Origin of the sequence: Streptomyces sp. BE303 (assembly GCF_036290945.1) — a bacterium.
In the GTDB taxonomy this organism is placed as follows: Bacteria; Actinomycetota; Actinomycetes; order Streptomycetales; family Streptomycetaceae; genus Kitasatospora.
This window is the reverse complement of record NZ_JAQYWZ010000639.1, coordinates 63,125-86,028: the sequence shown is the minus strand read 5'-3', so window position 1 is coordinate 86,028 and position 22,904 is coordinate 63,125. Positions and strand designations below refer to the sequence as shown.

Annotated in this window: 17 protein-coding genes; 8 read left to right on the top strand and 9 right to left on the bottom strand. The window is 74.7% G+C overall.

The genetic code is table 11. From position 1 onward, the window contains the following. Positions 1 to 35 precede the first annotated feature (35 nt). On the top strand, positions 36 to 833 hold the full coding sequence (locus tag PUR56_RS15215; RefSeq protein ID WP_329949305.1) for a DUF4184 family protein: 798 nt from the start codon (positions 36 to 38) through the stop codon (positions 831 to 833). Between the two features lie 168 nt (positions 834 to 1,001). Here the strand turns inward: PUR56_RS15215 and PUR56_RS15210 are convergent, their stop codons facing one another. Beyond that, the gene (locus tag PUR56_RS15210; protein ID WP_329949304.1) at positions 1,002 to 2,369 is read right to left on the bottom strand and encodes a dipeptidase; all 1,368 of its coding nucleotides are present in this window, start codon (positions 2,367 to 2,369) and stop codon (positions 1,002 to 1,004) included. A 421-nt stretch (positions 2,370 to 2,790) separates the two neighbouring features. On the opposite strand from PUR56_RS15210, the gene PUR56_RS15205 reads away from it, so the two are divergent. Then, on the top strand, positions 2,791 to 3,996 hold the full coding sequence (locus PUR56_RS15205) for a geranylgeranyl reductase family protein (RefSeq protein ID WP_329885288.1): 1,206 nt from the start codon (positions 2,791 to 2,793) through the stop codon (positions 3,994 to 3,996). 63 nt (positions 3,997 to 4,059) lie between these two features. Here PUR56_RS15205 and PUR56_RS15200 read toward each other — a convergent pair whose 3' ends face one another. Both PUR56_RS15200 and PUR56_RS15195 read right to left on the bottom strand, forming a co-directional pair. Further along, positions 4,060 to 6,363: a glycosyl hydrolase family 18 protein gene (locus PUR56_RS15200; protein WP_329885273.1), complete on the bottom strand. Its 2,304-nt coding sequence runs from the start codon at positions 6,361 to 6,363 to the stop codon at positions 4,060 to 4,062. A gap of 289 nt (positions 6,364 to 6,652) precedes the next feature. Continuing rightward, positions 6,653 to 7,648 carry an ArsR/SmtB family transcription factor gene (locus PUR56_RS15195; protein WP_329949303.1) on the bottom strand — a complete coding sequence of 332 codons (996 nt, stop codon included), beginning with the start codon at positions 7,646 to 7,648 and terminating at the stop codon, positions 6,653 to 6,655. A gap of 79 nt (positions 7,649 to 7,727) precedes the next feature. Here PUR56_RS15195 and PUR56_RS15190 point away from each other — a divergent pair, with 79 nt between their 5' ends. Continuing rightward, a complete protein-coding gene (locus PUR56_RS15190; RefSeq protein ID WP_329949302.1) occupies positions 7,728 to 9,176 on the top strand; it encodes an MFS transporter in 1,449 nt (482 codons plus the stop codon). 112 nt (positions 9,177 to 9,288) lie between these two features. On the opposite strand, the gene PUR56_RS15185 is transcribed toward PUR56_RS15190, so the two are convergent. Next, on the bottom strand, positions 9,289 to 9,711 hold the full coding sequence (locus PUR56_RS15185) for a RidA family protein (RefSeq protein ID WP_329949301.1): 423 nt from the start codon (positions 9,709 to 9,711) through the stop codon (positions 9,289 to 9,291). Positions 9,712 to 9,946: 235 nt separating this feature from the next. Between PUR56_RS15185 and PUR56_RS15180 the strand changes: the two genes are divergently transcribed. Continuing rightward, positions 9,947 to 10,720 carry an enoyl-CoA hydratase family protein gene (locus PUR56_RS15180; protein WP_329949300.1) on the top strand — a complete coding sequence of 258 codons (774 nt, stop codon included), beginning with the start codon at positions 9,947 to 9,949 and terminating at the stop codon, positions 10,718 to 10,720. Between the two features lie 75 nt (positions 10,721 to 10,795). Here PUR56_RS15180 and PUR56_RS15175 read toward each other — a convergent pair whose 3' ends face one another. Next, a complete protein-coding gene (locus PUR56_RS15175; RefSeq protein ID WP_329949299.1) occupies positions 10,796 to 11,572 on the bottom strand; it encodes a maleylpyruvate isomerase family mycothiol-dependent enzyme in 777 nt (258 codons plus the stop codon). A 216-nt stretch (positions 11,573 to 11,788) separates the two neighbouring features. Between PUR56_RS15175 and PUR56_RS15170 the strand changes: the two genes are divergently transcribed. Further along, entirely contained in the window at positions 11,789 to 12,547 is a 759-nt protein-coding gene (locus PUR56_RS15170) for an acyltransferase (protein WP_329885268.1), read from the top strand. 40 nt (positions 12,548 to 12,587) lie between these two features. On the opposite strand, the gene PUR56_RS15165 is transcribed toward PUR56_RS15170, so the two are convergent. After that, a complete protein-coding gene (locus PUR56_RS15165) occupies positions 12,588 to 14,027 on the bottom strand; it encodes a PucR family transcriptional regulator (RefSeq protein WP_329949298.1) in 1,440 nt (479 codons plus the stop codon). A gap of 114 nt (positions 14,028 to 14,141) precedes the next feature. Here PUR56_RS15165 and PUR56_RS15160 point away from each other — a divergent pair, with 114 nt between their 5' ends. After that, positions 14,142 to 15,125 carry an esterase/lipase family protein gene (locus PUR56_RS15160; RefSeq protein WP_443034504.1) on the top strand — a complete coding sequence of 328 codons (984 nt, stop codon included), beginning with the start codon at positions 14,142 to 14,144 and terminating at the stop codon, positions 15,123 to 15,125. Positions 15,126 to 15,216: 91 nt separating this feature from the next. Here the strand turns inward: PUR56_RS15160 and PUR56_RS15155 are convergent, their stop codons facing one another. Both PUR56_RS15155 and PUR56_RS15150 read right to left on the bottom strand, forming a co-directional pair. After that, positions 15,217 to 15,804 (bottom strand): HutD/Ves family protein, encoded by a 588-nt coding sequence (locus tag PUR56_RS15155; RefSeq protein WP_329949297.1) that lies wholly within the window; start codon positions 15,802 to 15,804, stop codon positions 15,217 to 15,219. A 165-nt stretch (positions 15,805 to 15,969) separates the two neighbouring features. Continuing rightward, entirely contained in the window at positions 15,970 to 17,277 is a 1,308-nt protein-coding gene (locus PUR56_RS15150) for an MFS transporter (protein ID WP_443034503.1), read from the bottom strand. Positions 17,278 to 17,393: 116 nt separating this feature from the next. Between PUR56_RS15150 and PUR56_RS15145 the strand changes: the two genes are divergently transcribed. Further along, the gene (locus PUR56_RS15145; RefSeq protein ID WP_329949314.1) at positions 17,394 to 18,572 is read left to right on the top strand and encodes an ROK family protein; all 1,179 of its coding nucleotides are present in this window, start codon (positions 17,394 to 17,396) and stop codon (positions 18,570 to 18,572) included. Positions 18,573 to 18,802: 230 nt separating this feature from the next. Continuing rightward, positions 18,803 to 19,981, top strand: a complete 1,179-nt coding sequence (locus PUR56_RS15140; RefSeq protein WP_329949296.1) for a PLP-dependent cysteine synthase family protein — start codon at positions 18,803 to 18,805, stop codon at positions 19,979 to 19,981. Between the two features lie 329 nt (positions 19,982 to 20,310). Here PUR56_RS15140 and PUR56_RS15135 read toward each other — a convergent pair whose 3' ends face one another. Continuing rightward, positions 20,311 to 22,716, bottom strand: coding sequence for a right-handed parallel beta-helix repeat-containing protein (locus PUR56_RS15135; RefSeq protein ID WP_329949295.1), 2,406 nt, complete (start codon positions 22,714 to 22,716; stop codon positions 20,311 to 20,313). Positions 22,717 to 22,904: the final 188 nt, after the last annotated feature.

The following is a 22,904-nucleotide window of genomic DNA, read 5'->3' as shown; positions in this document are numbered from 1 at the left end:
GCACGACGGCGGTCGGGCGGCGGCAGGATGGGGGCATGCCCTTCACACTGAGTCACCCGGCCGCCGTGCTGCCCCTGCTGCGGGCGGCGGGGGAGCGCGGGCCGCTGGTCGCGTCGGCCCTGGTCGCCGGGTCGCTGGCGCCGGACGTGCCGTTCTTCGCCGAGTCGCTGCTGCCGGGGGTGTACCGGCACGGCCGGCTGACCCACCGCTGGTGGGCGGTACCGACCGTGGACGTCGCGGTCGCGGCCGTGCTGGTGGCCGGCTGGCACGGGCTGCTGCGCGGGCCGATCGTCGGGCTGCTCCCGGAGCGGTGGGCGGGCCCGGCCGAGGCGCTGACGGTCCGCCGGAGTCGGCGGGCGGACCGGGAACCCCGGGTCGTGAGCGGGTCGGACGCCGCCTGGTTCGCGGCCTCGGCGGCGCTCGGCGCGGCCAGTCACGTGGGGTGGGACGCCTTCACCCACGGGGGCCGGCTCGGTGCCCGGCTGGTGCCGGCACTGGAGCGGCCGGTCGCCGGTGGGCCGCCTCTGTACACGGTGCTGCAGTACGGCACGTCGGTCCCGGCGCTGGCAGCGGTGGCGGGGTACGCGGTGCGTGCGGCCCGGGCGGCGGAGCCGGTCGCGCCGGCGGTCGTGCTGACGGACCGGGTCCGGCGCTCCGCCGTCGTGGGGCTCGGCGCGGCGACGGCGGCCGGGGTGGTGCACCGGCTCGTGCCGCTGCGGCGTCGGGTGATCCCGGAGGTGTGCTTCGGGGCGGGCGCCGGGCTGGCGGTCGGTGCGGTGGGGTACGCGCTGGTCCGGGCCGCGGTGGCCGGGGTCCGGACGGCGCGCGGGTAGTGCCGGGGCGGCGTGTGAGCCGGGGCAGGGGCGCGCGGGCCCGGCGTGCACGGCGGCACCCGAGGTGTTCGTCCGGCGTGGGACGGACGGGCCGCGCCGTCGTGGTGGACGGCGCGGCCCGGTAGTGCACCGGTGGTGACCCGGGGGCTGCCCGGCGGTGGCTCCTCGTCAGACGGATCGCAGCTCGGCGTAGCGGCGCAGGAAGAGCGCCTCGGTGAGCGCCATCCGCTCCAGCTCCAGCGGGTCGACGCTCTCGTTGACCGCGTGGATCTGGGTGGTGGGCTCCTCGACGCCGATCAGCACGATCTCCGCCTCCGGGTAGAGCGTGCGCAGGGTGTTGCAGAGCGGGATCGAGCCGCCCTCGCCGGAGGTGACCATCGGGGTCCCGAAGGCCTCGGCCATCGCCTCGCCCATCGCCTCGTACGCCGGGCCGGAGGTGTCGGCGCTGAACGGCGCGCCGTTGCCCTGGCGCTCGACGGTGACCCGGGCGCCGAACGGCACCTGGGCCTCCAGGTGGGCGACCAGCGCCTCCTGGGCGGCGGCCGTGTCGGTGCCCGGCGGGACGCGCAGGCTGACGGACGCCTTGGCGGAGGCCTGGACGGAGGAGGTGGCGCCGATCACCGGCGGGGCGTCGATGCCGAGGACGGTGACCGCCGGGCGGGCCCAGAGCCGGTCGGCGACGGTGCCGGTACCGGTGAGCGCGACGCCGTCCAGCACCTTGGCGTCCGCGCGGAACTGCTCGTCCGGGTACTGCACGCCGTGCCAGGTCTGGCCGCCGGTCAGGCCGGCGACCGCCACGTCGCCGTGCTCGTCGTGCAGCGAGGCGAGCACCTTGACCAGGGCCTGCAGCGCGTCCGGGGCGGCGCCGCCGAACGCGCCGGAGTGCAGGTTGCCGGCCAGGGTGCGGACGGAGACGTCCACCACGGTCATGCCGCGCAGCGAGGCGGTGACGGTGGGCAGTCCGGCGGCGAAGTTGCCGGTGTCGCCGATGACGACGACATCGGCGGCGAGCAGTTCGGGGTGCGCCTCGGCGTAGCGCTCCAGACCGCCGGTGCCCTGCTCCTCCGAGCCCTCGACGATGATCTTCAGCCCGACGGGGTACCCGCCGTCCACCTGGCGCAGCGCCCGAAGGGCCGTCAGGTGCATCAGGATGTTGCCCTTGCAGTCGGCCGCGCCGCGTCCGTACCAGCGGCCGTCACGCTCGGTCAGCTCGAACGCCGGGCTGATCCAGGCGTCCTCGTCGAGCGGCGGCTGGACGTCGTAGTGCGAGTAGAGCAGGACGGTCGGCGCGCCGGCCGGGCCGGGAAGCTCGGCGTAGACGGACCGGGTCCCGTCGGGGGTGTCCAGCAGCCGGACGCCGGTCAGGCCCTCGGCCGCGAACGCCTCGGCGACCCAGTGGGCGGCCTTGTCGCACTCCTCGACAGGGAACTGACGGGGGTCGGCGACGGACGGGAAGGCGACCAGGTCGGCGAGGTCGGTCCGGGCGCGGTCCATCAGGGACCGGACGGCGTCGGCCAGGCGCTGCTGCTGCGGCATCGTGATGCTCCGGGTAGGGCTGGTCCGTCCGAGGGATGGTGCGGGCGAACGTCGTTGACGGGGGGTAGCGCCGATCATAGGCGGACACGAACGGTCGCCCGTCCGGGGGCGGCCGGCGGCGGCACCGGGCACGGCACCGGCCGGGGACGGGGTCCGGCGGGCACGGGGCGGCACGGGCGGCGTCGAGCGGTGCGGTGGGGGATTCGGCCGCGCGTTCGGGGCGGTGCGGCCGACACCGGGGAGGTCGGCCGCACTAGGATTGCTGTCCGTGACTGACTCCGGAAGCCCTGATTCTCGTAGCCCGCACAATGCCAGTAGCCCGCACGACACCAGTGGCCCGCAGGCCGAGCGAGGCCCGCTCGACGCCGACGCCCCGGCCGAGGCCGCGTTCGAGGCCGTGGTCGAGGGCGAGGCCGACGCCGTGGTCGGCGCCGAGGCCGACGGGCCCGGCCGGCTGGACGGCGTCTGGGACGTCGTCGTCGTCGGTGCCGGGCCGGCCGGCTCCTCGGCCGCGTACGCCGCCGCCGCCCAGGGCCGGCGGGTGCTGTTGCTCGACAAGGCCGAGCACCCCCGGTACAAGACCTGCGGCGGGGGCATCATCGGCCCCTCCCGGGACAGCCTCCCGCCGGACTTCGAGCTCCCGCTCCAGGACCGGGTGCACGCCGTCACCTTCGCGTACCGCGGCCGGTTCGCCCGCACCCGGCGTTCGAAGCGGATGCTGTTCGGGCTCGTCAACCGGGACGAGTTCGACCTGCGCCTGGTCCAGGCGGCCAAGCAGGCGGGCGCCGTGCTGGTCACCGGAGTGACCGTCACCGGGGTGGAGCAGCGCGGCGGCGAGCACCGGACGGCGCTGGTCACCGCCGCCGACGGGCGCACCTTCGAGGCCCGCGCCGTGGTCGGGGCGGACGGCAGCGCGAGCCGGATCGGCCGGCACGTGGGTGTCTCCTTCGACCAGATCGACCTCGGGCTGGAGGCGGAGATCCCCGTCCCGCCGGAGGTCGCGGCCGACTGGGCGGGCCGGATCCACCTCGACTGGGGCCCGCTGCCGGGAAGCTACGGCTGGGTGTTCCCGAAGACCGAGTCGGGCAGCCTGACCGTCGGGGTGATCTCGGCACGCGGTGACGGCGAGCGGACCAAGCAGTACCTCGCCGCCTACATCCGCCGGCTGGGGCTGGCGGGCTTCCCGCCGAGCGTGGAGTCCGGCCACCTGACCCGCTGCCGGGCCGAGGACTCGCCGCTCTCGCGCGGCCGGGTCCTGGTGGCCGGTGACGCGGCCGGGCTGCTGGAGCCGTGGACCCGCGAGGGCATCTCGTACGCGCTGCGTTCGGGCCGGCTGGCCGGGGAGTGGGCGGTGAAGGTGGCCGAGGCGGGCAACGCGGGCGAGGTGCGGCGCGAGGCGCTGAACTACGCGTTCGCGATCAAGGCGGGCCTGGGCGTGGAGATGCGGGCGGGGAAGCAGATGCTGAACGCGTTCGAGCACCGGCCGTACCTGTTCCACGCGGCGGTCTGCCTGGTCGACCCGGCCTGGCGGGCCTTCGCCCGGACCACGCAGGGGCACACCACGTTCGCCCAGGTGCTCCGGGACTACCGGGCGGCCCGGCGACTGGCGGCACTGGCCTCGCGCTGAGGACCGGCGGTGACGCTCCGCCGGGGAGGGGTTCCCCGGCGGAGCGTCGGCCGTGCCGTGGTGCTACTTGAGCCCGTTGTCGATCGCCGTGATGAGGGTGCCGCCCGGAGTGTCACCGGTCATTTCCCAGATCATCGCGCCGAGCAGCCCCTTCGATTTCAGGTAGGCCGTCTTCTTGGCGATCGACCAGGTGTCGTCGAAGGTCCACCACTGCCCGCCCGCACCCGTGTACCCGTAGGTCGAGACGGACTGTTCGTCGTGGTAGACGGACAGGTTGGGGAAGGTGGTGATGAGGTTGTTGTACCCGCGGGTCCCGGCCTCCTCGGCGAACTGGCCGGGGGCTGCGCCGGTCGCGCTCTGCCATTCACCCTTGACGCCGCCGTCGGCGACGCCCTGCCAGCCGCGGCCGTAGAAGGCGAGGCCGATGGTGAGCTTGCGCGGGTTGACGCCGGCGTCCAGGTAGGGCTTCAGCGCCGCGTCCACGCTGAAGTGGTTCGGGTACGGGTCCTGGGCGTCCGGGTAGAGGTTGCCCTGGTGGCCGGTCCGGTTGGGCTCCCACGAGTTGTCGCTGCCGGCGCCGTGGAAGTCGTAGCCCTGGACGTTGGCGATGTCCAGGTAGTTGAAGATCTTCGAGAGGTCCCAGCCCTGGTCGATCTTGACCGGGTCCGCCGGGGTGAAGGCGGTCAGCAGCTTGTGCGAGCCGCCGAGCGCGTCGAGCTGCTTGCGGAACTCGGCGAGCAGCAGGGTCAGGTTGCCCTTGTCGTTGGCGTTGTAGTGGTTGCCGGCGTGGCCGTCGGGCGAGCCGGGCCACTCCCAGTCGAGGTCGATGCCGTCGAAGATGCCCGCCGCGACGCCGTCACCGCCGGCGCCGTTGTAGAGCGGCAGGTTGCCCTTGATCCACACGTCGACGCAGGACTTGACGAACTTCTGCCGCGAGGCGTCCGTCGCCGCCGCGTCCGAGAAGTACTTGGAGTAGGTCCAGCCGCCCAGCGAGACGACGATCTTCAGGTGGGGGTACTTGGCCTTCAGCTTCTTCAGCTGGTTGAAGTTGCCGCGCAGCTTGCCCCAGCCGTCGTCGGCCACGCCGTCCACCGACTGGGCGGCGCTCATCGGGCGGCCGTAGTCGGCGTCGGCGTCGCCCGCGCCGGTGCCCTGGTCAGGGTCCTGCGGGTTGGCGGTGGTGCCCCTGGTGACACCGGCCATGCAGGTCAGGTTGACCGGATCGATGTTCTCGAAGGCGTAGTTGATGACGTCGAGCTTGGCCGCGCTGCCCGAGGTGTCGAGGTTCTTGACGAAGTACTGGCGGCCGTAGATGCCCCACTGGGTGAAGTAGCCGACGCGGGCGTACTTGCCGGCGCCCACCAGGTCGGAGGTGGTGACGGAGAGCGGGGCCGAGGCCGGCGAGGCGTTGTCCGCGCCGTCCCGGGCCTTCACCGTGAAGGTGTAGTTCGTCGACGGCGAGAGGCTGCTGACGGTGGCGGTCAGCGTGGAGCCGGTCACCGTGCGGACCAGGGTGGCGCCCTGGTAGACGTCGTACGCGGCGACCCGGAGGTTGTCGGTGGCGGCGTTCCAGGCGAGCGTCACCTCGCTCGAACCCACCGCGGTGGTGCGGAGGTTGGTCGGAGCGGTGGGCGGGGTCGGGTCGGTGGCCGGGTCGAAGGTGGTGGCGGTGACGGGCGCGCTGAGCGGGCCGGTGTTGCCACGGGTGTCCTTGGCCCGGACGGTCAGGGTGTAACTGGTGGCCGGGGTCAGTCCGGTGACCAGTGCGTCGGCGGTGGCGCTGGTGGCGAGCACGGTCGCCCCGCTCAGCACCTCGTAGGAGGCGACCTGGAAGTCCCCGCCGGTGGCGGCCGGCCACTTCAGGGCGAGGCTGCGCGCGGTCGAGTCGGTGACCACCGGGGTGCCGGGCGCGGACGGCAGGACGTCCGAACTGCCGTCGCACTTGTCGCCGTTGATCCGGCAGCCGGTCGGTGTGCCGACCGGCCCGTTGGCGACGAACCAGAAGCTGTACGGCTCGGTGGTGCCGCGGGCGGGCACGTTGGCGTTGTAGAACGCGTTGGTGGCGGTGATGTGGCGGCCGTTGGCCGTCGCGGTGCCGTTGTAGCTGTTCTGGATGGTCACGCCGGCCGGCAGGTCGAACTCCAGGGTCCAGCCGGAGACGGCGGCGGCGTTGTCGTTGCGGACGATGTAGGTGCCCTTCCACCAGGACCCGTTGTTCTCGGTGGTGAAGGTGGCGGTGAGCTTCCCGGCGGCGTTGGCCGGTGTGGCCAGCGCGGTGATCGCGGCCAGCGGGAGGAGCAGGACGGACAGCAGCGCCAGCAGTCTGTGGCGCACGCGCGGGCGGTGTGCCCGGGGTCGAGCGGACATGGTTCTCCCTGTGACTGTGGGGGTTGGACAGGGTGACGTAGAACCGTACGGATGGTGCGGGTGGTGCCTGGTGGGGCGGGGTGGTGCCGGATCGGACCGTGGCGCTGGGGTGGTGCGTGGCCGATCGATGCCCGCGTTTGTGGGGAGACGGGGCATGGGAACTGTAGGAGGACTGGACCAATGCGTCAACAGGTCTGTACCAGTGGGGAGTTGACGGGCCAGGTCGGGACGGGGCCGGCGCACGGTTCGAACGCGCCCCGGGCGGGGTCCGCCCGCGCCTCGCGCGGGACTAGGGACGGCGGCGCGGGTCGCCGGCCAGCTCGTCGCCGAGCGGGCTGCGGGCGTACAGCACTGATCGGCCGTGCCGGGCCCGGGTCACCAGGCCGGTCGCGTGCAGCACGGCCAGGTGCTGGCTGACCGCGCCCGCGGTCACGCCGAGCCGGTAGGCGAGATCGGTGGTGGTGGCCGGCTCCGCGAGCAGCGTCAGCAGGCGCGACTTCGGCGCGCCGAGCAGCTGTTCCAGCGCGCGCGGAGTGGCCGGCGGTAGGGGGTCGGCCATGCCGGCCTGGCCGCGTGCCGGGTAACTGATCTGCGGTGCACGGTCGTTGCTGATCATCGTGATCGCGCCCCGGGCGAAGAACGTCGGCACCAGGACCAGGCCGCGCCCGTCCACGGTGATCTCGCCGTCCCCGTCCGACCAGTGCCGGTTGATCGACAGCAGGCCGTCCGCCCAGTGCAGCCGCCGGTCCAGGTCGGCGAACAGCGCCGCGGCCCCCTGCTGGGCCAGCACCCGTGCCCGGTAGACCAGGTCGGCCTCCAGCACGGCGCGGGCCTGCGGCCACCAGCCCGGCGCCAGGCAGCACTCCCAGTACTCCTCCAGCGCGTCGGTGATCCGGGCCAGCAGCCGGGCCGGATCGGCCAGTCCGTCCGCCAGGACGGCGGGCATCGGCCGGCGGTCCAGCTGGAAGGTCAGTTCCAGCTCAGGGCGCAGCTGTTCGGGCGGCAGTGCCCGGACGGTGGCCAGCTCGGTGCGGAAGTCGGGCGAGGGGGTGACCGGGCGCGGGGTCAGGAAGTCCGGGACCCAGCGGTTGGGCGAGACCAGGGAGAGCAGCAGCGTGGAGTCCAGCCGCTCGAAGGCGGGCCGGAGGCGCTCGAAGGCGGGCGACTGGAAGGCGTAGACGCCGGGATGGGTCCACATCCGCAGGCTGAGCGACGCCTCCTGGATCGGCGAGCAGGCGAACCAGGTGGTGGCCAGGTCGGCCAGGCCGAGCTTGAACCGGTGCACGCGGCCCCCTCCCCGGCTGCTTTTAGGCCCAGCCTAAATCAGTACTGCGGACGGGCCGTCTCGGGGTGTGATCGTGGGCATGACCACCTCACCGGCGGCGACCGCCGCACCCACCTCCGGCCTGCCCGGAAACGGCCAGGACGGCGAAAGCGACGGAATCGGCGCGAGCGGCGGGACCGGCGGGACCGGGGGGATCGGCCGAAGCGGCACGACCGGCACGACCGGCGGTCCGCCGGGACCGCCGGGGCCGCCCGCGAAGCCCGGGCCCCGGCCGTCCCGGGCCGCCCGGCTGCTGCACCCCGACCCGATGGTCCGGCGGCTCGCCGGGATCACCCTGCTCAACACCGTCGGCAGCGGGCTCTCGCTCTCCGTCGGCGTGCTGTTCTTCACCGGTGTCCTCGGCCTGAGCGCCGCCCAGCTCGGTCTCGCGCTCACCGCCGCCGGGCTCTGCGGGGTCGTCGCGAGCGTCCCCGCCGGGCGGGCCGCCGACCGCTGGGGGGCGAAGCGGATCCTGGTGGTGCTGGTCGCGCTCACCGGTCTGGGCACCGCCGGCTACACGCTGGTGGACGGCTATCCGGCGTTCGTCGCCCTGGCCTGCCTGGTGGCCGCCGCCGACCGGGGCGGATCGGCCGTCCGCAATGCCCTGTACGCCCAGGTGCTGCCCGCCGACAAGCGGGTCGCGGGCCGCGCCTACCTGCGGGTGGTGACCAACGTCGGCCTCTGCCTCGGCACCGGCGTGGGCGCCGTCGCCCTCCACCTGGACTCGCGGCCCGCCTATCTGACGGCGATCCTGGCCGACGCCGCCACCTACCTGGTGGTGTCGGTGCTGTTCCTGCGGCTGGCCGTGCCCGGGCCGGGCGGCGCGGGGCGCGAGCGGCCGGCGGAGGAGGGGCTCCGGACGCCGGAGGGGGCGCGGACGCGCAGCCGGAACCCGGCACTGCGGGACGGACCGTTCCTGGTGGTGACCGCACTCAGCTCGGTGCTCGGCCTGCAGTTCGCGATGCTGGAGGTGGGCGTGCCGCTCTGGATCGTCCAGCAGACCGACGCGCCGCGGATCACCGTGGCCGGCACCCTGATCGTCAACACCGTGCTGGTGATCGCCTTCCAGGTGCGGGCCACCAGGGGCACCGAGGACCCGGCTGCCGCCGCCCGGGTCTGCGGCCGGGCCGGGCTGATCCTGGCCGCCTCGTGCCTGGTGCTCGCACTCGCCCACGGCGCGCCGGCCCCGATCGCCACCGTGGTGCTGCTGGTGGGCGTGGCGCTCCAGGCGATCGGCGAGGTGCTGAGCCAGGCCGGCAGTTGGGCGCTCAGCTACGACCTGGCCGGCGAGCGGGCGCACGGTGCCTACCAGGGTGTCTACAACGCGGGGAACTCTGCCGCGCTGATGATCGGACCGGCGGTGGTCTCGACCGTCGTCATCGGGTACGGCCTGGCAGGCTGGGCCGCCCTCGGCGCACTGCTCGCCGCCGCGGGCCTGGCCATGGGGCCCGCCGTCCGGTGGGCCTCGGGCGGCGGCCGGGCGCGGTGACCCGAGCCGGCGCGTGCGGCGCGTGCGCCCCCGCGCCGTACCGCCCGCGCAGCGCCGCCGCATCCGGTGCCGGAGGTCTCTCCGGCGCCGGATGCGGCGGCCGTGCCGGGAACTACTCCGGCACCACCGCGAGTGCCTCGATCTCGATCAGCACCTCGGGCAGGAACAGCGCCGAGACCTGCATCGCCGAGCTGGTGGGGAGCGGGATGTCACCGAAGAACTCGTCCCGGGCCTCGCGGACGGCGGGCAGGTGCCCGATGTCGGTGAGGAAGTAGGTGAGCTTGACGAGGTCGGAGAAGTCCGCCCCGGCGGCGGCCAGGCAGCGGCGGATGTTCTCGAAGATCTGCCGCGCCTGCGCCTTCGGGTCGCCGGTGCCGACCAGCCGCCGCTCCTCGTCGAAGGCGACCTGGCCGGAGACGGCCACCAGCCGGCCGATACCGGTGACGACCTGGGTGTAGCCGGTGCCCGGGGCCACGCCGGGAGGCTCGGCGATGTGCGTGAGGTGGGCGGTCTTCCGCCCGGGTTCGGTGGTCATGGGCTCATCGTGGCCGACGGGTGATCACCGCACCAGTGCCTTTCCGGATCGGGCCCGGGCGCCCGGGCGCGACTCCACCGCGGAGGGCGGGCGGACCGCCACCGGATTTCCCGCGCCGGGCACGGGTGGCTCTGGTCGAGCGGAGGGTGGGCGTGCCAGAGTCGTCCGGGCGCCGCCCCACCGGACGGCGGGCGCCCCTCCGACCCACCCTCAGCCGGAAAGCAGGACCGCACCGATGACCCGCGAAGTGCCTCTCGTCCACGTCACCACCGAGGACGCCGTCACCACCCTCACCCTCGACTCGCCCCACAACCGCAACGCGCTCTCCACGCGGCTGATGGCCGAGCTCACCGCCGGCCTCGCCGCCGCGGCGGCCGACCCGCAGGTGCGCGCGGTCGTGCTGACCCACGCCGGCAAGGTGTTCTGCGCCGGTGCGGACCTCTCCGAGGCGACGGGGTCCGACCCGACCGTCGGGCCACGCGGTCTGGTCGACCTCCAGCGGGCGATCGTGGACTGTGCCAAGCCGGTCATCGCCGTCATCGACGGTCACGTCCGGGCCGGCGGCCTCGGGCTGGTCGGCTCGGCCGACCTGGCGGTGGCCGGTCCGGCCGCCACCTTCGCGTTCACGGAGGTCCGGCTCGGCCTGGCCCCCGCCGTCATCTCGCTGCCGCTGCGCCCCAAGCTGGACCCGCGCGCGGCCTCCCGCTACTACCTGACCGGCGAGGTCTTCGACGCCGCCGAGGCGGCCCGGATCGGGCTGATCACGCAGGCGGCCGACTCCGGAGAGGCCGTCGCCCTCGCGCTGAAGGGGCTGCTGGACGCCCTGCGGCTCGGTTCGCCGCAGGGGCTCGCCCAGTCCAAGCGGCTGGCCAACGCCGAGGTGGTGCGGTCCTTCGAGCGGGACGCCGACGAACTGGTCGAGCTGTCGGCGCGGTTGTTCGGCTCGGACGAGGCACAGCAGGGGATGCGCGCGTTCCTGGAGAAGCGACCGGCACCCTGGGCCCGTTGACGTTGACGTTGCCGTGCGGCGTGCGGCGTCGTGTGGCGGGCCCGGGACCGGCGACCGGTCCCGGGCCCGCCGGCCTCAGCCGATGACGGCGGTCTCGCGCCAGAGGTCGAGCAGCGACCGGTCCCCGGAACGGGCCACGCGCCCGGCATCGGCGGGCAGCCGGTTCCAGAGCAGCAGGTAGAGGTCACGGGCCGGGCCGGTGAGCGTCAGGTCGGCGGCCGGGGCGTCGTCGGCGAGTTCGACGGTCAGCGGTTCCCGGCTGACGGTCAGCAGCCAGGAGCCCGGCCCTTCGCCCCCGTCGCCGTCGGTCGCACGGACCAGTACCGTCCTGGGCCGGTCGCTCCGCACCCGACCGCGGCTGAGCGTCATGAACCCGCGCAGCAGCTCGTCGATCCCGTCCCGCGCGAGGGCCGGGCCGACCGCCGGGCCCTCGGTCCCGGCCGCGGCGTCCGCGTCGAAGCGGTGCACGGCGGTCTCGTGCGCCTGGCGGCGGGCCCAGAAGGCCAGCGGGCCGGTCGTCGGCAGGACGGTCCAGCAGTCCAGGTCGGCCGGGGCGGCGGCGAGCGTCGTCACCAGGGCGGAGTGGCCGGCCCGGAACCAGTCGACCAGCTCGGCGTCGTCCGGCTCCGGGCCCCAGGCGGCGCGTTCGCCGTCGGCGTCCATCCGGCTCCGGTGCCCGTCGCGGACGGTCGCCGTCGCCCAGCGGTGCACCTGGCCGGTGTGCAGCAGCAGATCGCGCAGCCGCCAGTCCGGACAGGTGGGGACGGGCGCGGAGAGGTCGGTGCCGGCGGCGGCGTCCGCGAGCAGGGTGCCCTCGCGGTGCAGCGCTTCGAGGTGTTCGGTGATCTCCATGGTCGGGGAGTCTCGCAGTACTGGCGGCTTTCGGACACGGCCGCCGGGACGGTCGGCCGGATTGGGCGGTCCGTCGGCGGCTTCCGGCGGGTGCCGGTGGGTGCCGGGGGCCGCGACCGGGCCGCACGGGTGCACCCTCGCGGCCGTCCTGCGGTGGCCGTGTGACCTTGGCCGCCTCGACGCCGGGGGCGTCGTACGGACCGGTAACGTGAGCGCATGCCGATCACGCGTTCCCTGTACACCGCGGCCCGGGCCGTCGGCCGGCGAGCCGCGGGCCGCGCCGTCCACCGGGGCTGGCAGTGGGTCCAGCGGGCCGGCGCGGTGTCCACCGAGAGCCCCGGGCCGTACCGGTTCGGCGAGCTGGGCGCCGGGACCAAGCTGACGTTCCCGCTCGGGGCCGTGTTCAACGAGCAGTGGATCACCATCGGCCCGTTCTCGATCATCGGTGAGCGGGTCACGATCAGCGCCGGCTTCCTGCCGGGGCTCGACCTCGGACCCGAGCCGATCGTCCGGATCGGCGGCGGCTGCGTGATCGGCCGGGACAGCCACATCGTCGGCCACGAGTCGATCGTGCTCGGCGACGACGTCTGGACCGGTCCGGGCGTCTACATATCCGACCAGGCGCACGAGTACCGGTCCACCGACCTGCCGATCGGCAAGCAGTGGCCGCGCAACGAGCCGGTCGAGATCGGTTCGGGCAGCTGGATCGGCACCGGCGCGGTGATCCTCCCCGGTGCCCGGTTGGGCCGCAACGTCGTCGTCGCGGCCGGCTCGGTGGTGCGGGGTGAGGTGCCGGACCACACGGTGGTGGCGGGTGCCCCGGCGAAGGTCGTCCGCCGCTGGACGGAGGCGGAGGGGTGGGAACCGCCGTTCCGCAGCGAGCCTCCCCGACCGCTGCCCGACGACGTGACCGCCGCGCAGCTGCGGGCGCTGGCGGGGTGGGACCTGCGGCTGCCCGGTGAGTCGGAGGGCTGAGACCGGGGGTGGGGGAAGGCGGCGGCGGCCGGGAGCCGTGTCAGGTCGGTTCCTGGGCGGGCTCCGAGCGGCCTGAGTGATCCGAGCGACGAAGGAGGCCCGGAGGGGCCTGGCGGCCCTGGTGGTCCTGGGGGTGGTCCTTGGGGTCCTTGGGGTCCGGGACGCTCGGGAGGTCGCCGCGGCCCGGTGGGCCGGCCGGAACGGCGCGGTGGCCGGTGTCGCGTTCCGCGTCGCGGGCGGCGATGGCGGCGGTGATGCGCGGCAGGTGGGCGGGCCGGGCCGGGTCCAGGCCGGTGAGGACGGCGATCCTGCGCAGCCGGTAGTCGACGGTGTTCGGGTGCAGATGGAGCACCTGTGCGGTGTGACGGCGGTTCAGGCCGCCGGACAGGTGGACGCGCAGGGTGGCGAGCAGTTCCCCGCCGTCCTCCAGCGGTGCGAGCAGCGCGGCGAGTCGGCCGCGGGCGTGGCTGGGCCGGCAGAGCTGGTACTCCAGCAGGAGGTCGTCCAGCCGGTGCAGCCCGGGCGGTCGGCCGACGGCCCGGGCCACCTGGAGCACCTCGTCGGCGAGTGCCGCCGCCGCCGGCACCCCGTCAGGCCCGGCGGCCGACCCGCCGGCCCGGACGGTGACGCCCGCCGCGCGCGCGGTGCGGTCCACCGTGTCGGCGAGCCGCTGCCAGACGGCCTCCGGTACGGCGTTCGGCGCTTGCTCCAACGGGACCAGGACCACCCCGCCGGTGACGGAGAGCGCCGACAGTGCCGACTGCCGGGTGGCGTGGTCGAGTTCGGTGCGCAGCCGGCGCAGTTTGCGGTGGCCGGCCACGGCCCGGTCGACGTCGGGAGACCGCTCGTCCGGATGGTCGGCGACGGCGAGGCAGAGCACGGCGTACGCGGACGGGAGGCGGAGGCCGGCGCGTCTCGCGGCCTCCACGGCGGGCGCGCCGTCCAGCAGTGCGGTGAGCAGGGCGTGCCGGGCGGTCTGCCGTTCGTCGGGGCCGGTGCGCCGCTCGTCCAGGTAACCCGCGCCGGCCGCGGCGGTGGCCCGGCGGAGCTGGTCGAGCAGCAGCCGGTTGAGGACCAGCAGGTCGGCCGCGTCGCCGTCGCGGGCGTGCCGGGCGGCCAGTTCCCAGCAGACCTCCAGGCCGAGGTGGTGGGCGAGCAGGACGGCGTCGAGCGGTACCCCCTCCTCGGCCCGCCGCGCCGCGGCCTCCCGGACGGCGGCGAACTCCGTTGCGGGGGCGGGAAGTCCGGTCCGGACGGCCTGGGCGAGTGCGCGGATCCGGCGCTCGGTGACCTGGACCAGTTCGCCGGTGACCTGCTCGCGGGGCAGTCGGCGGTAGGCCGGCACCCGGTCGAGCAGCGCGGCGACGACGGTCTCGACCAACTCCGGAACGGCGCCGAGCAGGCGCTGGTCGGCGGGGACGCCGCCGATCACGGGGATCCGCCAATCGGTGGTGCGGGCGGGTGAATTGTGACCGGTCACAGGGATCACCGTCCAGGTCTGGGGGACACCCAAGGGCCAGGTCGGAGGGGCGACCGCATGATGGAGCCACTCGGGTTACCTGTTGGTAACAAACTTCCGCCGTGGAGGCAACAGTTGAGAACCCCACTTCTCCGCTTCGCCGCAAGACCGGTACACCGCAGGATCCTCGGTCCACTCGGCTCGGCCCTGCTGGCGGGCGTGCTGCTCGCCGGCGGGACGGCCGGGGCGGCTCGGGCGGCGGACGCGACCCCCACCGCGCCCGCCGCCGTCGCCTCCGCCGACCTCACCCCGGCCGGTGAACTCCCGCCGGACGGCGACCCGGTGGCCTCGCCGCCCGGTGCCAACGACTGGAACTGCCGGCCGGGCGCGGCGCACCCGAACCCGGTCGTCCTGGTGCACGGCACCTTCGCGAACCGGTACGAGAACTGGCTCGCACTCTCGCCCCTGCTGAAGAGCAAGGGGTACTGCGTCTTCGCCCTCGACTACGGGACGATCCCCGGCGTCACCTCGTCCGGCAGCGGGCTGCTGCTGCCGATCGGCGGACTCGGCCCGGTCGCGGAGTCGGCGGCCCAGCTCGGCCGCTTCGTCGACCTGGTGCGCGGTGCCACCGGCGCGGCGAAGGTCGACGTCGTGGGCCACTCGCAGGGCGGCATGCTGCCGAACTACTACCTGAAGTTCCTCGGGGGCGCGGCGAAGGTCGACAAGGTGATCGGGCTGGCGCCCTCCAACCACGGGACGACGCTCTCCGGGATCGCCAACCTGGCCCCGTACCTCCCCCGGGTCGCCGAGCTGATCTACACCGTCTGCGCCGCGTGCCGGGACCAGGTGGTGGGCTCGGACTTCAACCGGACCATGGCCTCGAAGCCGGACACCGTGCCGGGTGTCCGCTACACCGTGATCGCGACCGTGTACGACGAGGTCGTCACGCCGTACCGGAGCCAGTTCCTGACCGGGCCGAACGTGAACAACGTGGTTCTGCAAGACCGTTGCCCGGTCTCCCTGGCCGAGCACGTGGCGATCGCCTTCTCGCCGACGGCGCTGCACCTGGTGACCAACGCCCTCGATCCGGGGCGCGCCACACCGGTGATCTGCGGCTGAGGCCCACGGAGGAGCGGTGGCCGGCGCGGTGGCCACCGATGCTGCGCAGGACGTCGGACCGGCCGACTTCCTGCGCAGCGCTGTGTCCGGGCTAGGCGGCGGACGGCCCGGCGGTGCGGAAGGTGACCACGGCGGTCACGCCCTCGGGTCGCAGGTCGTACGGACCGGCGGATCCGAGGAGCGCGGCGTCGTAGCGGGTGAGGAGGGTGGAGCCGGCGGTCGCGGTGCCGGACAGGCAGACCAGCAGGACGGCGGCGCCGGCCGGGACGTCCACCGTGCGGGGCGCGTCCGCGAGCAGCAGGTCGGCGGTGACCCGGCCGCGCCGGGTCATCACGTTGAAGTCGACCAGCGGGCCGCCGAGCAGCCGGCAGTCGGTGGCCGCGTCGCCGGAGAAGGCGAACGGACGGAACGGGGCGTCGACGACGTGCTCGGCGCCGTCGACGGTCAGTGCCATGCCCTCGCCCTCGACGAGGGTGATCACCCGGTCGATGCCCGGGAAGGCGGAGAACGGACCGGCCGACGCGACGTCGGCGAGGCTGACCCGCCACCCGAACTCGTCCAGCCCGGAGCCTGCGGGGTGCCCGGCGACCTCCCTGGTCACCCCGCCGCCGTTCCGCCACGCCGTGGCGGGGCGCTCGGCGGCGCGCAGGAGCTGGACCGGTCCGTTGCTGCTCGTCATGGCGCGATCCTCGCACGGTGGGGGAGGGGCGGGACCCCGGGGGCGGTCCGCCGGGAGGCTGGCCCGGGCGCCGTCGGCCGCGGTGTCCACGCCGTCGTCGGCTCCGGGCCGGGCCGGGCCGGGTGCGGGCGGGGGCGTGCGGGCGGGGGTGACGGGGCGGGCGGGTCAGCGGCGGCGGGCGGTGAGGGGGAGGACGGCCGCGACGGTGGCGGCGACCGCGACGCTGGTCAGGGCGACCGGGAGGCTGGTCGCGTCGGCCAGGAACCCGATGACGGGCGGGCCGACGAGCATGCCGCCGTAGCCGAGGGTGGACGCGAACGCCACCCCCTTCGGGCCGCCCTCGGCGCCGGCCCGGGCGATGGCGAGCGGGAATATGTTGGCGAGGCCGAGCCCGACCAGGACGAAGCCGGCCAGGGCGAGCGGCGCCGCCGGGGCGAGTGCGGCCAGCAGCATCCCGGCCGCCGCCGTGAGCCCGCCGAGGAACATCAGCCGGGTCTGGCCGAGCCGGACGGAGAGCCAGGTGCCGCCGACCCGGCCGGTCGTCATGGCGAGTGCGTAGGCCGCGTAGCCGGCTGCGGCCAGTCCGGCGCCCGCGTGGACGTCGTCGGTGAGGTGGAGGGTGGTCCAGTCGGCGACGGCGCCCTCGCCGTACGCGGTGCAGAGCGCGGTGAGGCCGAGCAGGAGGATGAGCAGCCGGGCGTGCGTCGGGTTGCCGTCGTCCCCGGCCCCGCTCCCGGTGCCGGTGCCGGTGGGAACGGTGAGGGGAGCTGCGGCGACGGGCGGCGCCGTGCGTGCGGCCGGGCTGCGGAGCAGCGCGACACCCGCGACCGCGGTGACGACCAGGCCCAGCAGACCACCGAGCGCGAGCGACCAGCCGGCGGTGATCGAACCGGCGAGCAGGCCGCCGGCGCCCGCGCCGAGCAGGCCGCCGAGGCTGTACCCGGCGTGGAAGCTGGGCATGACGGGGCGGCGGAGTTCGGCGACGATCTCGACGGCGGCGCTGTTCATGGCCACGTTGGCACCGCCGTAGCCGGCACCGAAGAGCAGCAGGACGCCGCCGAGCGTGGCCACCGAGTGGGTGTGGGCGGGCAGCGGGACGGCCAGGGCGAGCAGGGCGAGCGAGGCGACGGTGACCGGGCGCGAGCCGTAGCGCAGGCAGAGCCGCCCGACGATCGGCATGGTGGCGACGGCCCCGGCGGACACGCAGAGCAGGGCGAGTCCGAGGGCGCTGTGGGAGGCGTTGACCTGGCTGCGGACGTCCGGAATGCGGACGACCCAGGCGGCGAAGAGGAACCCGTCGACCGCGAAGAAGGCGGTGAGCGCGATCCGGGCGGTGCTCCAGAGGGCGCGGGCGGAGGGGTCGGCGGCGGCGGGGTCGTGGCCGGAGCTGTGGGGTTCGGACGCTTTGCTGCGAGACTGGACGGACGGCCGGTCGGCGGGGGCGGGGGGACGGATTTTGTTTCGGAGCGGCACAAAGTAACAATAGGCGCGTGCAGCTCACACCTTCAAGTCCCAAGCCCGGCTCCGGGGCCGACTCCGACGCGCAGCGCGACGCCCACCGCCGCGCGGCCCCCGACCGTGGACGGACGCTGCTCGGCCCGGCGCTCTCGCTCATCCACACCGGTCAGACCCCGACCCGCTCGGCGCTCACCCGCGCGCTGGACGTCACCCGGGCCACGGCCGGAGCCGTCACCGCCGAACTGGAGTCGCTCGGCCTGATCACGGTCGACTCCCGCCCGGCCGGCGGAGGACGGGGGCGCCCCTCGCACCGGCTCGCCATCGATCCCGCGGGCCCGGTGGTGGTCGCCGGACAGATCCACGCGGACGGGCTGAGCGTCACGCTGGCCGGACTCGGCGGGCTGCTCGACCCGCCGGTCCACCTCCCGCTGCCCGCCGCCACCGACCCGGTCCGGCTGCTGCGCGCGGTCGCCCAGGCGGGCGCCGAACTCGCCCGCGAGACCGACCGGCGCTGCCTCGGTGCCGCGCTCGCGCTGCCCAATCCGGTCACCGAACCGGACGGCACCGCGCTCGCCGCCCTGCACTTCGCCTGGCCCAGCGGCACCCCGGTCGCCGACCTGTACGACGTCGAGGTGGGCCGTGCCGACCACGGCCCGCGCGCGCTCGATCCGCTGCCCACCGCGATCGCCAACGACGCGAACCTCGCCGCCCTCGCCGAGTACCGGCACGGCGCCGGGCGGGGGGCCCGGCACCTGCTGCTGGTCACCTCCGGCCACCGGGGCGTCGGTGGCGCACTGGTCATCGACGGCCGGCTGCACACCGGCAGCGCCGGCCTCGCCCTGGAGGTCGGCCACCTCACCGTCGACCCGCAGGGGCGCCCCTGCCAGTGCGGCAACCGGGGCTGCCTCAACTCGGAGACCGACCCGGACGCGCTCTTCGCCGCCGCCGGGCTCACCCCCGACCGCGACCGCCCGCCGCTCGACCAGGCGCGCGAACTCTGCCGGCGCGCCGCCGACGACGAGCGCGCGCGGGCGGCCGTCGAGCACGTCATCGACCGGCTCGGTCTCGGGCTGGCCGGCGTCGCCAACATCCTCAACCCCGACCGGGTGGTGCTCAGCGGGCTCCACCGCGACCTCCTGGAGGCCGCGCCCGAGCGGCTGCGCGCGGTCGTCGCCGAGCGCAGCCTCTGGGGGCGCAGCGGGCGGGTGCCGATCGTCCGCGCCGAGCTCGCGCACAGCGCGCTGGCGGGGGCGGCCGAGCTGGGGTGGCTGCCGTACCTGGCGGACCCGCAGTCGGTGGTCCCGGGCTGAACGGGCAGGGCCGGGTGGTCCGGACGGGTCGGAACGGGAGGGCGGGACAGGCCGGGTCGGCCGGGCCGAACGGGCCGGGCCCGTTCGGCGTGGGGCGGGTGGGGCGCCCGGGGCGATAAGCGGAAGCTGGGGCTTCACATACGGTCACTTATCGTGACTCTCGTACACTCGTAGTGAGCATTCGAGGGGGACTTCGAAGGACTCGATTCACCCGCACGAGGAGAGTGGCCATGGGTACCCAGCCGATCGTCGAACCGGATCGCGCACCGAAGGCGGAGCCGGTCGTCGAGCCGGTCGTCGGGCCGGTCGTCGAGCCGACCGTCGATGTCGACCGTTCCGACGCGGAGTACCGGTCGTGGCTCAAGGAGGCGGTGCGCAAGGTCCAGGCGGACGCCAACCGCTCCGCCGACACCCACCTCCTCCGCTTCCCGCTCCCCGCCGAGTGGGGGATCGACCTCTACCTCAAGGACGAGTCCACCCACCCCACCGGCTCGCTCAAGCACCGGCTGGCCCGCTCGCTCTTCCTCTACGGGCTCTGCAACGGGTGGATCCGCCCCGGCAAGCCGGTGATCGAGGCCTCCAGCGGTTCCACCGCCGTCTCCGAGGCGTACTTCGCGCAGCTCGTCGGGGTGCCCTTCGTCGCGGTGATGGCCAAGTCCACCAGCCAGGCCAAGATCGACCTGATCGAGTTCCACGGCGGGGAGTGTCACCTGGTCGACCGCTCGGACGAGGTCTACGAGGCCTCCGCGCGGCTCGCCGAGGAGACCGGCGGCCACTACATGGACCAGTTCACCTACGCCGAGCGGGCCACCGACTGGCGCGGCAACAACAACATCGCCGAGTCGATCTTCGCCCAGCTGCGGCTGGAACCGCACCCCGAACCGGCCTGGATCGTCGCCACCGCCGGTACCGGCGGCACGTCGGCGACCATCGCCCGGTACGTCCACTACATGCAGTTCGACACCAGGATCTGCGTGGCCGACCCGGAGAACTCCTGCTTCTTCGACGGCTGGGTCCGACACGATCCGGACGCGGTCTGCGGAAGCGGCTCGCGGATCGAGGGGATAGGGCGCCCCCGGATGGAGCCGAGCTTCGTGCCCGGGGCGATCGACCGGATGATGAAGGTCCCGGACGCCGCCTCGATCGCCGCCGTGCGGGTGCTGGACGGCGTGCTCGGCCGGAAGGCGGGCGCGTCCACCGGGACCGGGCTGTGGAGCGCGCTGAGGATCGTCGCCGAGATGCGGGCGGCGGGGGAGCGCGGCAGCGTGGTCACCCTGATCTGCGACCCGGGCGACCGCTACCTCGACAAGTACTACGCGGACGAGTGGCTTGCCGGCGAGCGCATCGACATCGCCCCGCACCGGGCCGCGTTGGAGTCGTTCCTGGCCGGCGGCGCCTGGACGGGCTGAGGGCCGCGCCCCGGGGCCGGGCCGCGCGCCCTGGATCAGACGGTGCGCCGGTGATCAGGCGGTGCGCCGGCGCTCGGTGAGGAACAGCGCGTCGGTCAGCGCGAACGTGCCGAGCGGCACCGGCGGACCATCCGGACCGCACGCGCCCTCGTCGAGGCCGCTGGCTGGGAGGCGGTGACGGTCCGCCGGCCCCGCGCAGGGAGGCCGTCGCGGCCCTGGCCGGCCCGGTCACGGAGGTCGCCGGCGCCCGGGACCCGGAGACCTTCACCGAAGTGGTCCGGACCGTCCTGACCGCCCGTCCTGACCGCCCGTCCGTCACCGCTCGTCCGTCACCGCCCGGCCGTGGGCAGGTCGTCGGGGACGAGAAGCTGGAGTTCCTCCGTCGACGGGTCGGCGAGCTGGGCGACGCGCATGGCGTGGCGCTCGACCATGGTCTCGAAGACCTGACGGGCGGTGCGGCCGTTGCCGAAGTTGGGGCCGCGTTCGATGGCCGCGAAGTGGTCGAGGAGGGCGCTCGCGGTGTCCTCCGTGAGGGCGTACTCGTGCTCGGCGCACTGGGCGCGGGCGATCTGGAGCAGCTCGTCCGCCGAGTAGTCGGGGAAGCTGACGGTCCGTGAGAAGCGGGACGAGACGCCGGGGTTGGCGGAGAGGAAGCGTTCCATCTCGCTCGTGTAGCCGGCCACGATGACCACCACTTCGTCCCGGTGGTCCTCCATCAGCTTCACCAGGGTGTCGATCGCCTCCCGGCCGAAGTCGCGGGCGCCGTCCTCGGGGGCCAGCGCGTAGGCCTCGTCGATGAAGAGGACTCCGCCGCGGGCCCGGTCGAAGGCGGCGGCGGTGCGGATCGCGGTGGAGCCGATGTGTTCGCCGACCAGGTCGACCCGGGCCACCTCGACCAGGTGACCGCGCTGCAGCACGCCGAGCGAGGCCAGGATCTCGCCGTAGAGCCGGGCCACCGTGGTCTTGCCGGTGCCGGGGGCTCCGGTGAAGGCGAGGTGGCGGCGGAGCGAGGGCGCCTTCAGCCCGGCCTGCTGCCGTCTCCGGCCGACCGAGATCAGGTCGATCAGCGTCCGCACCTCCTGCTTGACCGTCGCCAGGCCCACCAGGCCGTCGAGTTCGGCGAGCGCCTCGTCGGCGGGGCGGCAGTCGGGGATCGGGCCGATCGCCGAGGAGGCCGGCAGGGCGGACGCCAACGGTACTGCGGCGGCCGTCAGTTGGGCGCTCCGCGGGGCCGGTACGTCGAGGGCCGTCGTGGGCGCCGCGACCACGTCGTCCGAGGTGCAGCCGTCCACCACCGGTCCCGGTTCGGAGAACTCGAAGCCGGCGCGTTCGTTCTGCTCGGCCCGGCACCTGGTCAGCACGGTGCGGCAGCCGTCGATGATGTGGAAGCCGAACCCCTTGCCGTGCGACACCCGGCAGTCCTCGAAGGTGCCCCGGCCCTGGGCCGAGACGTAGACGCCGGCGTCCGAGCCGGCCCGGACGGTGCAGTCGCGCAGCACCGGGTCGGCGCCCTTGGTGACGATCACGCCGGTCGCCACGTCGGAGATCTCGCAGCCGGTCATCAGACCCCCGCTGCCGTGGTCGCGGAACCAGAGCCCGGTGCCCGCCTCCTGGACCCGGCAGCCGGTGAGGTTGACCGTCGCACCGCCGCTGACCGAGACCGCCGAGCTGCGGATCCGGCTGAAGGAGCAGCCCTCGGCGACGGCGGCGGAGTCGCGGTCCAGCACGAAGAGCGCGTCCGGCAGGTCGTGCAGCGCGCAGTCGGTGAGCGTGAGCCGGGCACCGTCGCTCACCCAGAGGGCCGGGTACTCGCCGGTCGAACCGTGGATCTTGCACGACTCGGCGGTCGCCTCGGTGCCCTGGTCCCAGACCGAGAGCGCCCCGCGCCCGAAGTCGCGCACGGTGGAGTGCACGAGGCTCAGCCGGGCCCGGCCGCGCAGGTCGGCGCCGTTCTCGGGCAGGGTGTGCACCCGGCAGCCGGTCAGCACCAGCTCGGCCTCGCCGTCCAGGGTGAGCCCGTTGCCGGTGACCCGGTGGATGTCGCAGTCGACCAGCCGCCCGCCCGCCTGCGCCTCGGCCTGGACGCCGCTGCCCCGGATCTCGTAGATCTCGCAGCCGGTCAGCTCGGCCGCGCTGCCCGGGTCGGAGAGCAGGACGCCGGCGCCGGAGGCGTGGTGCACCCGGCACCGCTCCAGGGCGGCGGTGGCGCCGCCGAGCACGGCCAGCCCGGCCTGGCCCGCGGCGGACACCTCGCAGTCCTCGAAGGCGGCCGCGGTCCCCTCGCCGCGCAGCCGGAGGCCGAGCCCGGCCGGGTTGGCCACCACACAGCTCTTCAGGGTCGGTCGGGCGCCCCCGGTGACCTCCACCCCGGCCGCCGACCGGGTCTCCACCCGGCAGCCGGTGAACGAGGGCGTGGCTGCCGGCCCGGTCACCAGCACCGCCGGGACGGAGCTGTCGCTGCCCTCGATCACCAGGTCGCGGACGGTCGCCGCAGCGGTGACGGTCAGCGGCACCCCGCCCGGCGGGTCGATCCGGACGGTGCCGGCGCCCTGGGCGGGGACGATCGTGACCGGCTTGTCCAGCACCACGTTCTCCCGGAACGTGCCCGGTCGCACGGTCACGGTGTCGCCCGGCTCGGCGGCGGCCAGGGCCTCCGCGAGTGTGTCGTACTCGCCGGCGCGGCGCCGCCAGCGGGATGCGCTGTCCTGAGTGACCCGGACCCTGTGCTCAGCCATGACGGTCTGTCGTCCCACCTTCATCGAGCCGGCGATCTACGGACCGGACGCGCGCGGATGCGACTCACCTTCGTGCGACGCAGACGGGAGCGGTGCACGCGGGTGTGCGGCCGTCCGCCCACCGTAGCGCGCCCGGGCGGATGCTCCCGCCCGCCCGCCGCCGCACGGCCCGGGGACCGTCGCGGGTT

Coding starts and splice junctions, on each gene's coding strand:
- PUR56_RS15180 (WP_329949300.1), top strand. CDS start 9,947: ATGACCCGCGAAGTGCCTCTCGTCCACGTCACCACCGAGGACGCCGTC.
- PUR56_RS15190 (WP_329949302.1), top strand. CDS start 7,728: ATGACCACCTCACCGGCGGCGACCGCCGCACCCACCTCCGGCCTGCCC.
- PUR56_RS15135 (WP_329949295.1), bottom strand. CDS start 22,716: ATGGCTGAGCACAGGGTCCGGGTCACTCAGGACAGCGCATCCCGCTGG.
- PUR56_RS15140 (WP_329949296.1), top strand. CDS start 18,803: ATGGGTACCCAGCCGATCGTCGAACCGGATCGCGCACCGAAGGCGGAG.
- PUR56_RS15185 (WP_329949301.1), bottom strand. CDS start 9,711: ATGACCACCGAACCCGGGCGGAAGACCGCCCACCTCACGCACATCGCC.
- PUR56_RS15155 (WP_329949297.1), bottom strand. CDS start 15,804: ATGACGAGCAGCAACGGACCGGTCCAGCTCCTGCGCGCCGCCGAGCGC.
- PUR56_RS15170 (WP_329885268.1), top strand. CDS start 11,789: ATGCCGATCACGCGTTCCCTGTACACCGCGGCCCGGGCCGTCGGCCGG.
- PUR56_RS15215 (WP_329949305.1), top strand. CDS start 36: ATGCCCTTCACACTGAGTCACCCGGCCGCCGTGCTGCCCCTGCTGCGG.
- PUR56_RS15200 (WP_329885273.1), bottom strand. CDS start 6,363: ATGTCCGCTCGACCCCGGGCACACCGCCCGCGCGTGCGCCACAGACTG.
- PUR56_RS15210 (WP_329949304.1), bottom strand. CDS start 2,369: ATGCCGCAGCAGCAGCGCCTGGCCGACGCCGTCCGGTCCCTGATGGAC.
- PUR56_RS15175 (WP_329949299.1), bottom strand. CDS start 11,572: ATGGAGATCACCGAACACCTCGAAGCGCTGCACCGCGAGGGCACCCTG.